We start from the raw sequence: 12482 nt of genomic DNA, 5'->3' as shown, positions 1-12482 counted from the left end.
CGCGCGCTTACTCGATGATCCCCATGATGTCGCTTTCTTTCATCATCAGCAGCTCTTCGCCGTCGACCTGAACCTCGGTGCCCGACCATTTGCCGAACAGGATCTTGTCGCCAGCTTTTACAGCCATTGCGATCAGCTCGCCGCTGTCCTTGCGTGCGCCTTCGCCGGTTGCGACGACTTCGCCTTCGCTGGGCTTTTCTTTTGCGCTGTCAGGAATGATCAGGCCACCTGCGGTTTTTTCTTCGCTTTCGGTACGGCGAACCAGCACGCGGTCATGAAGCGGTTTCAATGCCATCTTTGCAGCTCCTTGGGCTCAAAGTTGTTAATCCTCCCCTCGCCGGATGGCGGGGCGTTAGCACTCAGGGTATGCGAGTGATAACGACGCATAGCTAGGGAGTTCAAAACCCCGAGTCAACAAGCTGTGAAGGTTTTTTTGACGTGGGGTCCTATTCCGGCTGTTCCCAACTATAGGCCCAGTGCTTCAGGCCCTCCTGCCCGGCTTCGGTCAGGCAATAGACGCCCTTCTCGACTTTGTCGAACCAGCCATAGTGATTGTCACGCATCAGCCGGGTCGCCTCGGAAACACCGGTGGCCTTTGCGACCTCGGCCCCTTTGGTGGCACCCTGTTCGGCAAGATGGGCAGCGCATTTCAGGGCATCCTGACGATAGGCGGTGACGATCCCATGCCGCGTGGCGCCTCCGGCGTTGGGGTCGCCTTCCAACCGGTCGAATTCGCGCAACAACCGGACAGCCTTGGCCTTGTTTTTGCGCGGCGCATAGGGGCCGGGATCGCATTGAACCTCGACAGCGCCATCCGCGCGCACCGTGATCAGCCCCAACCCCAAACGACGGCACAGCGCAACATTGTCTTTCAAAGCACGGCGCGCCGTGCGCCCTGTCGGTTTGCTCACCCCGATATAGACCTGATCCGTCACTTTTAGCCGGGTGATGGCCTGATGGAACAACGCCAAAGAAAACCGCAGCTTCAACTCGACGATCACGGGCTCTTCATCGGCGCGAACAGCAACAATATCGGCCGCGCCAACCTCGCCTTTGACGGTGTAACCCTGACGCTCCAGCAGCGTTTTGATGGGAGGATAGAGGTCCTGCTCGCGGTTCATCCTGCCATGCTAGGCGTTTTGCTGTGGAATGCCAGACACAGATCGACCCTGCCTGTCTCCAAGTCGCTTGAACCAACACCTTGAGCAAGGCAAGGTCGCGACACATATAAGTACTTGGTTTAACGGGATGGTGCTGATGCGATTTCTTTTTGTCTTCCTCTTTTCGCTTTTGCCGCTGGCGGTTCATGCAGCCTGCGAAGGGCGGGATCTGAGACCCGACATATCGGCTGAGATGCAAGAGGAACTGCAACAGGCCCTGAAAGATTTCCCATTTCCCGAAGGCAACCACTGGACGGCCACGAAAGGCGACACGGTTCTGCACCTGATCGGCACCGTGCATACAAACGACCCGCGCATGGACGCCGTGGTTGAAAGACTGGCCCCGTCCCTCAGCCAAGCTGACGCGTTCTATTTCGAGGTGACACAATCCGAAATGAAAGCGTTCGAGCAGGAACTGGCGCAGGACCTCAGCCCGGTTCTGATCACGTCCGGACCAACATTGATCGACATGATGTCAGAGGAAGACTGGGCTGCGCTGTCCAAAGGATTGGCCGATCGCGGCATTCCCGGCTGGATGGGCGCGAAAATGCGCCCATGGTTCCTGAGCATGACCCTTGGCATCCCACCTTGCATGATTCAGGACGCGGACGCCAACCACGGGATGGATGCACGCCTGACCGATCTGGCTGCGGAACATGATATCCCGCAGCTCTCGCTTGAACGCATCGAAGACCTGATGGCGATGTTCGACGAATTCCCCATGGAACAGCAGGTGCAATCCCTGGTGCGTATGGCAGACGCGTTTGAAAGCAGCGAAGACCAGTTGGCCACCATGCTGAATGCCTATCTCGAAGAAAAACACGGCGAGATCATTCAGTTCGCCCGCCTTCAGGGGCTCGAATCTTCCGGTCTTTCAGAAGAAATCTTTGACGAGGAATGGGGCGGCTTCGAACAGCAGCTTCTGGTCGAACGCAACAACAACTGGATGCAGCATATTCTGGGCATTCAGGATCAGATGGTCGTGATCGCGGTCGGCGCTGGTCATCTGGGCGGTGAGCACGGATTGCTCAACCAACTTCAGCAAGCCGGATACACGCTGGAACGGGCCGAGTTCTGACGCAAAGATTACCCTTCGTCGCAGTTTACGCGAGGGCGGGTGACAAGCCTGCGGGACCGCCCTATAAGGCGCGCAAAATGACCATCCTCAGGACCCTGACATGACAACCCTCGTATTTGGACATAAATCCCCCGACACCGATTCCACCGGCTCTCCGATCCTGTGGTCGTGGTACCTGAACGAAGTGAAAGGCGAACAGGCCGAGCCCGTTCTGCTGGGCGAACCCAACACCGAAGCAGCCTTCATGCTGCAACGCTGGGACCTGCCCAAGCCGCGCATCATCGCAGACGTGGACGCAGACGCGCCGGTTGTCATCGTTGACACCAACAACCCCGCCGAGCTGCCCGCCAACGTCAACAGCGCCGATATCCGCGCGATCATCGACCACCACAAGCTGGTCGGCGGTCTGGAAACCAAAGGCCCTATCGACATCACCGTGCGCCCGCTGGCCTGCACCGCGACTATCATGGTTGACTTGATGGGTGACGACGCTGCCAAAATGCCCGACGCTGTCAAAGGCGCGGCGCTGACCTGCATCCTGTCGGACACGCTGGAATTCCGCTCGCCCACCACCACCGCGCATGACCGCGCCGTGGCCGAAAAGCTGGCCGCTGAACTGGGGCTGGACGTTTCGGCCTATGCTGCTGACATGTTCGCCGCGAAGTCGGACGTGTCTTCGTTCTCGGACGCCGAGCTGATCCGCATGGACAGCAAGGAATACGAGGTCGACGGCACCAAGTTCCGCGTCTCGGTTCTGGAAACCACCGCCCCGGGCGTTGTTCTGGACCGCAAAGACAGCCTGGCCACGTCGATGGTGGATGTTGCCAAGGAAGACGGCGTCGATCAGGTTCTGCTGTTCGTGGTCGACATCCTGAACGAAGAGGCCACCCTGCTGGTCCCCAACGATCTGGTTAAATCGGTCGCCGAGAAAAGCTTTGGCGCATCGGTCGATGGCGACGCCGTCGTTCTGCCCGGCATCATGAGCCGCAAAAAACAGATCATCCCGAACCTCAAGGTCTGATCTGCCAATCCAGTGATTGAAAGGGCGCCCGGTCAGGGCGCCTTTTTTGTTTGCGCCTAAAGATTTGCGAGAACCGTTTCCGTTGGTAATCTGATCCAAGACACCTCGGAAACACGGGCGAAACCAATCGCATGAGTATGCTCAGCTATAGCACAACGCGGGATATCCTGCGGTTTGAGGGAAAAGACCAAGCTGCTTACTGGCGGCGCTTTGCCATGCTGCTGACCCTGTCGGTGGTCATTGCCACAATGGGTATGCTGCGCAATTCGGGCGCAGTTGTAATCGCTGCAATGCTTGTTGCCCCCCTGATGACGCCGATCCTTGGGATTGCGGCGGCGATGGTCATGGGGTGGCTCAAACGCGCGCTGTTTCTGGCCCTGACTGTCTGTGCCGCAGCTTTTCTGAGCGTTCTGCTGGCCTGGTTTCTGGTCTACTTAGCAGACGTACCGCGGGGCATTCTGATCCCCAATCAGGTGTTGGCGCGCACTGACCCGGGAACTGAAGACCTGATTGTCGCGCTGGCCGCTGGCGTGGCGGCTGCATATGTCCAGATCAACAGATCAGAGGCCAGCTTGCTGCCCGGGGCCGCGATTGGCGTTTCGCTTGTGCCCCCTCTGTCTGCTTCGGGTGTTCTGCTGTATTTCGGCGAGCCCGCTGACGCCTATGAAGCCGGGTTGCTGTTTGCGACAAACCTTGGGGCGATTATCCTGTCCGCCTGCGCCGTCTATATCGTCTATGCCGCGCGGTCGGTGATGTTCAGCAAGGGCAAACGCAAACTTAGCTTTACGGCCAGCGTGTTCGTCACCCTTGCATTCCTCGCAGTCGTGGTCCTGCAATTGGGGAAATCCACATATAACCGGTACCTTGAAACCAGAACCGAGGCGCGCGTCGCACAGGCAATCCGCGATTGGGCAGACCCGGTTTCGGTTGAGATCGTCCGCATCGACGTCAGCGCCAAGCGCAAACACGCCGACCTTTGGCTGATCGTCGACCTACCCATCGAAGCGGCTTTCAAAGTGTCCTCGATCGCGGGGCTGCTGCCTGACAGCCTGAGAGAAACGCCCTTGGTCGACGTTTTGGAGGACGAACTGGGGCCCGGATATCTGATAGTCGTGAGGTTCCAGAATAGAATTGGCGCACAACTCATCCTGGGGACAGAGAATATTCAGCAAGCGCCGGATGTAGACAAGATTTCGGAAGAAAACTGATGGGTATGCCACGCAACCGTCAGGAATTCGCATTGCGGGATGGTCAAAACACATCAGCTTTGCCATAGCTGACGCAACTGCGATTTCTGTGCCCGGGGGCAATCAAATGACCCAGATCATCCATACACTTTCTGACATCTCTGACCGATACAAAGCCCTGTTCGTGGACCTGTGGGGCTGCGTCCATAACGGCATCACGGCCTACCCCGAGGCTGTCGCGGCTTTGCAGGATTACCGCGCCAAGGGTGGAATTGTTGTCTTGGTCACCAACTCTCCCAAACCCCGCGCGGGCGTGGCTGAGCAGCTAACGCAGTTCAACGTCCCAAAGGACGCCTATGACACAATTGCCACCAGTGGCGATTCCGCCCGGTCAGCCATGTTCCGAGGCGCCGTTGGTGAGAAGGTTTACTTCATGGGCGAATGGGAACGGGATGCTGGCTTTTTCGAGCCGCTGAAGTTGCTGCATCACCCCATTCACATTGAGCGTGTTCCCCTAAGCGACGCCGAAGGTATTGTCTGTTGCGGTCCATTCGACCCGATGGCCGACCCGTCCGTGAATCGCGCAGATTTCCTTTTTGCCAAGCAGAAGGGCATGAAACTGCTTTGCGCCAACCCAGACATCGTCGTCGACCGAGGAGAGGTACGGGAATGGTGCGCCGGGGCTTTGGCCAAGCTCTACACAGACATGGGGGGCGAAAGCCTGTATTTCGGAAAACCGCACCCGCCAATCTATGATCTGGCACGTCGCAGGTTGCAGGAACTGGGCCACGATATCCCCGACAGCGATATTCTGGTGATCGGCGACGGGCCACACACAGACATTCTGGGCGGGATGGGCGAAGGGATTGATTCTCTGTTCATCTCGGGCGGGCTGGCCGCTGCCGAGACTAAAACGTCGCACCACCCTCATCACGAATCCCTAACTGATTATATTGCAAGGGAAAACATCAATCCGACCTACACAATCGGACGTTTGCGCTGATCAGAAAGGGCTTGATTTTCTGCGCTTGCGAAGTAATAAAGTTACCCAACATGGGTGACTTTGGTTTTTTTGTTGCCCGGTCAAATCGAATGAGGGTGACATGTTGGACAATCTTCCACGCGGCACGATCTGCATTGAAGACATCGAAATGGGTATGACCCGCCACCTGCGCAAAGTGGTGACGGACGAAGATATCGAGATGTTCGCGCAGGTTTCGACCGACCGGAATCCGGTGCACCTGGATGACGATTACGCCCGTGACACGATTTTCGAAGGGCGCATTGCCCACGGGATGCTGACGGCTGGGTTGATTTCGGCTGTGATCGGCGAGCAACTGCCCGGTCATGGCACTGTCTATATGGGGCAGTCGCTGAAATTCCTGGCCCCTGTCCGCCCGGGCGACATGGTCTATGCCGAAGTCAAAGTGATCGACATCGACTTTGCCAAGCGCCGGGTCAAGCTGGATTGCCACTGTGCGGTGGACGGCAAAAAGGTGTTGGTGGGCGAAGCCATGGTGCTGGCCCCGTCGCGCAAGTTCGACTGACGTCTCAACCTCTTGAACACCGGCTGTAGTCCCGTTAGGCAGACGCTATGCGCATCATCCGGGATTTTCAGTTTGTCGAGCCTCAAGACCGTGGCGCCAGCGTAGCCATCGGTAATTTTGACGGCGTCCATATCGGTCACCAGTCGGTTATTGAACTGGCGCGGAACGCCGCGCCGGACGCGCCGCTTGGTGTCATGACGTTCGAACCGCATCCCCGCGAGTATTTTGCCCCGGATTCTCCGCCTTTTCGCCTGATGCGAGGCAATGCGCGCGCGCACCGGTTGCAGAAACTGGGCGTGAAGAAGCTGTATGAATTACCGTTCAACGCGGCGCTGGCCGGGCTGACGCCCGAGCAATTTGCGCGCACCGTGATTTACGATGGGTTGGGGTTGTCGCACGTGGTTGTCGGAGCAGATTTCTGTTTCGGCAAGGGCAGAAGCGGGACGGCAGAAGATCTGGTGCGGTTTGGAAAAGAGATGGGGTTTGGTGTGACCATCGCCCCCCTGATGGAGCGGTCCGAAAACGTCGTGTCCTCGACCGCGATCCGCACCGCGCTGTCCGAAGGCCGTCCGCGCGATGCTGCCGCCATGCTAGGCCATTGGCACCGGATCGAGGGCGAAGTGATCGGCGGCGAACAGCGCGGGCGCGAGCTGGGCTATCCCACCGCGAACATGTCGATCGAGGGGCTGCACCCGCCGAAATTCGGTGTCTATGCGGTTCTGGTCGATGTGCTGGACGGCCCGCATCGGGGCAGCTACCACGGGGCGGCCTCGGTGGGCACGCGGCCTATGTTTCAGGGCGAAGTGCCCAATATCGAGACGTTCCTGTTTGACTTTTCTGGCGATCTCTATGGCGCGACCCTCTCGGTCGGACTGGTTGAATACCTGCGCCCCGAGATGACCTTTGACGGGCTGGACGGGCTGATTACCCAGATGAATGCCGATTGCGACTCGGCCCGCGCGCTTTTGGCGGCGCTATGACCACCGACCCGATCGACCGCAACGGTCTGTCCGCCCGGTTCTGGGAGCGCAAACCGCTGACCAAGATGAACCAGCGCGAGTGGGAGGCCCTGTGTGACGGGTGCGGCAAATGTTGCCTGAACAAGCTGGAAGACGAAGACACTGGCGAGGTCGCCCTGACCTGCGTCGCCTGTCGCCTGTTGGATGATGAGAACTGCCGCTGCACCCAATACGATATCCGCCACCAATTCGTGCCGGAATGCATCGTTATGAAGCCCGACAATATCGACAGCCATGCCTATTGGCTGCCCCAGACCTGCGCCTACCGGTTGCTGTGGGAGGGTAAGCCCCTTTACGACTGGCATCCTTTGATATCTGGTACGCCCGATAGCGTGCATGCCGCCGGGATCTCGGTTCAGGGGCGCACGGTGTCCGAGTTCGAAACCCCCATGGAAGAGTGGGAAGACTATATCATCGAGGAGCCCAGCTGATGTATTTCGCCTCTGACAATTCCGGGCCGGTTCATCCGCAGGTCATGGCCGCCTTGAACGCGGCCAACGAAGGCTATCAGATGGCCTATGGCGCTGACACGCTTATGAACGAAGTGCGCGACCGCATCCGTGGGATATTTGAGGCTCCGGGAGCGGCGGTCTATCTGGTGGCGACCGGGACAGCGGCGAATTCGCTGGCGCTGGCAACCCTGACAAACCCTTGGGATACCGTGTTCTGTTCGCCGGTTGCGCATATCCACGAAGATGAATGCAACGCGCCCGAATTCTACACCGGCGCAAAGCTGACGCTTGTACCGGGTGGAGACAAGATGGACCCGGATGCTTTGCGTGGCGCAATTCTGGCAGAAGAAACCCGAGGGGTACACGGCCCCCAGCGTGGACCGGTCTCCATCACGCAAGTGACCGAGCGCGGGTCGGTGTATTCGTTGGGCGAACTACAGACATTGTGCGACGTGGCAAAAGAATACGGCCTGCCTGTGCACCTTGATGGCGCGCGCTTCACCAACGCTCTGGTCGCGTTGAACTGCTCCCCAGCCGAGATGACGTGGAAATCAGGGGTGGATGTGGTCAGCTTTGGTGGCACCAAGAACGGCCTGATGGGGGTCGAAGCCGTTGTATTCTTCGACGAGACCAAAGCCTGGGAGTTCGAGTTGCGCCGTAAACGCGGGGCGCATTTGTTTTCCAAGCACCGTTATCTGTCGGCGCAAATGGCGGCATACCTTCAGGACGATCTGTGGCTGACAATGGCGCGTCAGGCCAATACCAACTGCGCACGGCTTGCAGACGGGCTGCGGGCGAAAGGGGCCTCGTTCCTGCACGAGCCGCAAGCCAACATGATCTTTGCCGAGTTTTCGCGCGCACGCCACAAGCAGTTGCACCAAGCTGGCGCAGTCTATCACTTGTGGGGCGCGGAACTGGATGGTGCAAACGAGGAAGAGCCCCTCGCCTGCCGGCTTGTTTGCGACTGGTCGATCAGTTCGGATGACATCGACCGCTTCCTCGCCTTGCTCTGAACGCTCTCAGGGCAAACGCCAGCTTATCCCGAGGAGCCGGTGGTTTTCCAGAAGCTCTGCACAAGCTGTGCGGTTGCCGCAGGGTGAGAGATCGGCAGCATATGCCCGGCTCCTTCGACGACGTCAAAGGACGCGTTGGGCAGACGGCTCTGCAACCCCTGACCGATCACAGGCATGACCGGGTTCGTTTTTGAACCGCTCAGAACCAAGATGGGCATGGTTGCACGGTCCAGAACACCGGGTTTCAAAAAGCCCTTTTGGTCGTCAAACACCGCTTCTTTCACGGCTGGCACGACAGGCACACCCCGTATCATCGCGGTGCGGGTTTTCTCCTGCATTTCTGTCCATCGCGGGCTGATATCGGTGCTCCACATTCGATTGAACAGCCGAGCCGCCAGTTGCATATCCCCAGCAGCCAAGGCATCGGCATAGGGCTGCGCCTCTTGATCGTGGCGTGCAAGAACGTCAGGCGCATCCTGCGCGGCCACGGCAAAGAAAACCGGTTCTATCAACACGGCGCTGCGAACGCGGTCCGGGTACTGCAGCGCAAGCCGTAGCGCGACCATTGCGCCGAAAGAATGGCCGATCACATCCATCGGTTCGGTCAACAGATTGGCCGAAAACCCGGTGGTGAGATCAAAGAAATCCCCCTGCCCGTCCCAATCCGGGCTGCGCCCATGAGAAAGCATGTCCGGAGCGATCAAAGTGGCCTGATCACCCAGCGCAGAGGTCAGACCGGCCCACACCCCAGAATGCGCGATTGTACAATGCAGGGCGAGCACTTTGCGCGCGCCCTGTCCAAGTGTTCTGACGAATACAGGGGATGTGACTGTTCCGTCGTTCACCCCTTCATCTCCGACAGGTGACGATCCAGATCATCCAGTCGATCCTGCCCCCAGAAACGCTGACCGTCTTCGGTTATGTAAAACGGGGCACCAAACACACCGCGATCGACGGCTTCTTCCAGATTCGCCGAATAGGTCTCGGCTCCAACCAGCAGGCCGCTATCGGCAAGTCCCGGATAAAACCCGGCTTGCGTCAGGCAATCGCGGATCACGTCATCCTGCGCGATGTCTTTTTCCTCGGCCCAGCACGCGCGAACGAAGGAATGAACCAGCTTTCCGATATCCCCGGAGCCATCCTTGATCGCGGCAATCACCGCATAGGACGATGGCGCGGCATTGGTCGGCCAATGTGCCGGTTGCAGGTTGAATGCCATACCAAGATTTTTTGCCTGCCTCTGCAGATCCTGCGCCCGGTATTCCACGCGCGAGATATGCCGGTCCTTGGGCGGTGTCCCCCCCGTGCGGCCGAACAGAGCCATAATATCCAGCGGTTTATAGTTGATTGTCGCGCCGTGTTTCGCCGCTACCTCCTCCAGCCGGGTTCCGGCCAGGTAGGTGAAGGGCGAGAGTGTCGCAAAATAGTAGTCAATGGTAGGCATGTTCACTTTCTCCGCTGCGTAATCTTTGCGAGACGGTAAGGCCATGATAAGCGGTGTCAACATCACGAATCTGTCACATTGCCATTGCTGCCCGGGGAAAAACAGCCGATGCCGACACTCAACGAACCCAAGCTAATCGCTGGGAACGCCAACCTTCCTCTTGCCGAAACCATCTCGCGACGCATGAGCCTGTATCGCGGCGTCGATCAGGGTTTGGTCGATGCACGCGTCGAGCGGTTCAATGACGGCGAGATTTTCGTCGAAGTTTTCGAGAACGTGCGGGGCGAGGATATGTTCATCGTTCAGCCGACCTCGAACCCGGCAAACGATAACCTGATGGAGCTGCTGATCATCGCCGACGCGCTACGCCGCTCGTCCGCGCAGCGGATCACCGCCGTGATCCCCTATTTCGGATATGCCCGTCAGGACCGCCGCACCAAGGCGCGCACGCCGATTTCCGCCAAGCTGGTCGCCAATATGCTGACCGGTGCGGGGATTGAACGCGTTCTGACCATGGATCTGCACGCCGCTCAGATTCAGGGGTTCTTTGATATTCCGGTGGACAACCTCTACGCCTCGCCGATCTTTGCGCTGGATGTGAAAAACCAGTTCAAGGACAATCTGGACGAGATCATGGTGGTTTCACCCGACGTGGGCGGCGTTGCCCGCGCGCGGGAACTGGCCAAACGCATCAACGCGCCGCTGTCGATCGTGGACAAACGCCGCGAGAAGGCTGGTGAAGTGGCCGAGATGACCGTGATCGGTGACGTGAAAGACAAAATCTGCCTGATCGTCGATGACATGTGCGACACGGCTGGCACTTTGTGCAAAGCGGCGCAAGTTCTGCTAGATAACGGCGCGAAAGAGGTTCATTCCTACATCACCCACGGCGTCATGAGCGGCCCCGCGGTCGAGCGCGTGACCAATTCGGTGATGAAATCTCTGGTGCTGACGGACACGATCCAGCCCACCAAGGAGGTCGCGAAGGCCAAGAACATCCGCATCGTGCCGACCGCGCCGATCTTTACACAGGCGATCCTGAATATCTGGAATGGCACCAGCGTGTCGTCCCTGTTCGAGGATAAGACCCTGACCCCGATCTACGAGTCCATGTACCATATGGATTGATCTGAACGGGCGGCTCGCCAGCCGCCCTTTTTCGTGACCAAAAGGCAGGAGCTTCCCGTGACAGCCCCCAAACGTATTGTTCTTTCCAGTGACCACGCCGCAATCGAGCTGCGCCAGGCGGTGGCCGACCACATCTCGGCCCAAGGCTGGGAGGTCATGGACATCGGCCCGACCTCGCCGGAAAGCACCCACTACCCCATCCATGGTCAGGCTGCGGCTCAAGCCGTTGCTGCGGGCGATTGTGCGCTGGGGATTATTCTGTGCGGCACCGGTCAGGGGATCATGATGGCCGCCAACAAAGTGCCCGGCATTCGCTGTGGCGTTTGTTCGGATGCGTTTTCGGCACGGATGATCCGCCAGCACAATAACGCCAACATGCTGTCCATCGGCGCGCGTGTTGTGGGCGAAGGACAGGCGCTGGATATCGTGAATGCCTTCCTGAACGCTGAATTTGAGGGCGGCCGCCATGCCACCCGCGTCGATATGATCGAACCTCAGGGCGTTTGAAAACGGCCCGGCCCCTTGATCAGGGGCCTATGAGATATCCCAATCATCGTCATGGGCCACCTCACCAATCGCGGTCCATTTCACGCGGATGCGCGCGATGCGCGTATCCGACCACGTGCGAAAGACTGCATTGAATCCAGTGACCGTGACATCCTCGGCCACGACTTCTGCGCGCAAGGACGAGGACGTGTCCACATCCCAAAGCGAAATGTTGACCTGAACCACAGGTGGGGTGCGGAATGGCTGACTGAATGTGACAACCGAGCGCCTTTCCCGCGCGCCCTCGCCTGTCCACATGTCTCCGCCGTTGGAAAAGTCGGAAAACAAGACGGTTTCGCCTTGGTCGATGCCAATCGGATGCGTTCGAAAAACCTGCATTTATGTCTTCGGTTATGTTTTCTTTACTAACTATTTCGGCAGCTTATTCCGACGCATTGTCAAAATCACGACAAAAAAACGGCCCTGCATTTGCAAGGCCGTCTTACAATCTGGGTGTAATATGAACCTTACAGGCTCATATGTGTCCCAAGCGCTTCCATGTCGGCCAGCAGCTTGGCTGCGTCGTCAACGATGGTTTGATCGTCGCCTGCCTTGGCAGCTTCGTGCGAGGCGCGAGCTTCGGCGATCAGGTCGTCCAGATGCGACCGGGTCACTTCGGCAACCGGAATGGCCTTTTCAGCCAGTACCGACATGCTGTCGCCGTTGATCTGGGCAAACCCACCGGTGACCAGGTATTCGCTGGCTCCTGCGGGTGCCTCAACCTTCAGCAGACCGGGGCGTAGCGTGGTGATGGTGGGGGCATGATCGGGCATCGCCGTCATGTCCCCGTCCGCGCCGGGAATCTGGACCGCGGTGGCCTCAAGCGAAGCAAGGCTCCGCTCGGGGCTGACGAGGTCGAATTGCATCGTGTTTGCCATCAGGGATAC

Annotated in this window: 16 protein-coding genes; 10 read left to right on the top strand and 6 right to left on the bottom strand. The window is 58.6% G+C overall.

All coding sequences use genetic code 11. The features are described 5' to 3' along the window. Positions 1-7: 7 nt before the first annotated feature. Both groES and ACR0MS_RS10155 read right to left on the bottom strand, forming a co-directional pair. A complete protein-coding gene (gene groES, locus ACR0MS_RS10160) occupies positions 8-295 on the bottom strand; it encodes a co-chaperone GroES (RefSeq protein ID WP_170352338.1) in 288 nt (95 codons plus the stop codon). A gap of 151 nt (positions 296-446) precedes the next feature. Next, positions 447-1121 (bottom strand): DUF2161 domain-containing phosphodiesterase, encoded by a 675-nt coding sequence (locus tag ACR0MS_RS10155; RefSeq protein WP_480572630.1) that lies wholly within the window; start codon positions 1119-1121, stop codon positions 447-449. Between the two features lie 136 nt (positions 1122-1257). Here ACR0MS_RS10155 and ACR0MS_RS10150 point away from each other — a divergent pair, with 136 nt between their 5' ends. The 8 genes from ACR0MS_RS10150 (at position 1258) to ACR0MS_RS10115 (ending at position 8477) form a co-directional block, all read left to right on the top strand. Continuing rightward, the gene (locus ACR0MS_RS10150; RefSeq protein WP_480572632.1) at positions 1258-2238 is read left to right on the top strand and encodes a TraB/GumN family protein; all 981 of its coding nucleotides are present in this window, start codon (positions 1258-1260) and stop codon (positions 2236-2238) included. A 100-nt stretch (positions 2239-2338) separates the two neighbouring features. Then, positions 2339-3259 carry a manganese-dependent inorganic pyrophosphatase gene (locus ACR0MS_RS10145; protein ID WP_480572634.1) on the top strand — a complete coding sequence of 307 codons (921 nt, stop codon included), beginning with the start codon at positions 2339-2341 and terminating at the stop codon, positions 3257-3259. Positions 3260-3390: 131 nt separating this feature from the next. Beyond that, positions 3391-4467 (top strand): DUF389 domain-containing protein, encoded by a 1077-nt coding sequence (locus ACR0MS_RS10140; protein ID WP_480572636.1) that lies wholly within the window; start codon positions 3391-3393, stop codon positions 4465-4467. A 106-nt stretch (positions 4468-4573) separates the two neighbouring features. Further along, complete coding sequence (locus ACR0MS_RS10135; protein ID WP_480572638.1) at positions 4574-5449, top strand: TIGR01459 family HAD-type hydrolase; 876 nt, start codon at positions 4574-4576, stop codon at positions 5447-5449. A gap of 100 nt (positions 5450-5549) precedes the next feature. Continuing rightward, the gene (locus ACR0MS_RS10130; RefSeq protein ID WP_058275996.1) at positions 5550-5993 is read left to right on the top strand and encodes a MaoC family dehydratase; all 444 of its coding nucleotides are present in this window, start codon (positions 5550-5552) and stop codon (positions 5991-5993) included. Positions 5994-6040: 47 nt separating this feature from the next. Beyond that, positions 6041-6973 (top strand): bifunctional riboflavin kinase/FAD synthetase, encoded by a 933-nt coding sequence (locus tag ACR0MS_RS10125; protein ID WP_480572641.1) that lies wholly within the window; start codon positions 6041-6043, stop codon positions 6971-6973. Then, positions 6970-7443: a YcgN family cysteine cluster protein gene (locus tag ACR0MS_RS10120; RefSeq protein ID WP_480572643.1), complete on the top strand. Its 474-nt coding sequence runs from the start codon at positions 6970-6972 to the stop codon at positions 7441-7443. The genes ACR0MS_RS10125 and ACR0MS_RS10120 overlap by 4 nt, the downstream gene beginning before the upstream one ends. Beyond that, on the top strand, positions 7443-8477 hold the full coding sequence (locus tag ACR0MS_RS10115; RefSeq protein WP_480572645.1) for a threonine aldolase family protein: 1035 nt from the start codon (positions 7443-7445) through the stop codon (positions 8475-8477). The genes ACR0MS_RS10120 and ACR0MS_RS10115 overlap by 1 nt, the downstream gene beginning before the upstream one ends. Positions 8478-8500: 23 nt before the next feature. Here the strand turns inward: ACR0MS_RS10115 and ACR0MS_RS10110 are convergent, their stop codons facing one another. Beyond that, positions 8501-9322 (bottom strand): alpha/beta fold hydrolase, encoded by an 822-nt coding sequence (locus ACR0MS_RS10110; RefSeq protein WP_480572647.1) that lies wholly within the window; start codon positions 9320-9322, stop codon positions 8501-8503. After that, on the bottom strand, positions 9319-9921 hold the full coding sequence (locus ACR0MS_RS10105) for a DsbA family protein (RefSeq protein ID WP_480572649.1): 603 nt from the start codon (positions 9919-9921) through the stop codon (positions 9319-9321). The genes ACR0MS_RS10110 and ACR0MS_RS10105 overlap by 4 nt, the downstream gene beginning before the upstream one ends. A 108-nt stretch (positions 9922-10029) precedes the next feature. Here ACR0MS_RS10105 and ACR0MS_RS10100 point away from each other — a divergent pair, with 108 nt between their 5' ends. Both ACR0MS_RS10100 and rpiB read left to right on the top strand, forming a co-directional pair. Next, positions 10030-11049 (top strand): ribose-phosphate pyrophosphokinase, encoded by a 1020-nt coding sequence (locus ACR0MS_RS10100; protein WP_171120214.1) that lies wholly within the window; start codon positions 10030-10032, stop codon positions 11047-11049. Positions 11050-11106: 57 nt separating this feature from the next. Then, positions 11107-11556, top strand: coding sequence for a ribose 5-phosphate isomerase B (rpiB, locus tag ACR0MS_RS10095; protein WP_480572652.1), 450 nt, complete (start codon positions 11107-11109; stop codon positions 11554-11556). 27 nt (positions 11557-11583) lie between these two features. Here rpiB and ACR0MS_RS10090 read toward each other — a convergent pair whose 3' ends face one another. Together ACR0MS_RS10090 and ACR0MS_RS10085 are read right to left on the bottom strand one after the other, a co-directional pair. Further along, positions 11584-11934, bottom strand: coding sequence for an H-type lectin domain-containing protein (locus ACR0MS_RS10090; protein ID WP_480572654.1), 351 nt, complete (start codon positions 11932-11934; stop codon positions 11584-11586). A 128-nt stretch (positions 11935-12062) separates the two neighbouring features. Next, positions 12063-12473, bottom strand: coding sequence for a F0F1 ATP synthase subunit epsilon (locus ACR0MS_RS10085; RefSeq protein ID WP_480572656.1), 411 nt, complete (start codon positions 12471-12473; stop codon positions 12063-12065). Positions 12474-12482 lie beyond the last annotated feature (9 nt).

It is taken from the genome of Ruegeria sp. CJ2 (assembly GCF_056536745.1).
The sequence above is the reverse complement of the archived record's forward strand: the minus strand, read 5'-3'. Positions and strand labels throughout refer to the sequence as shown.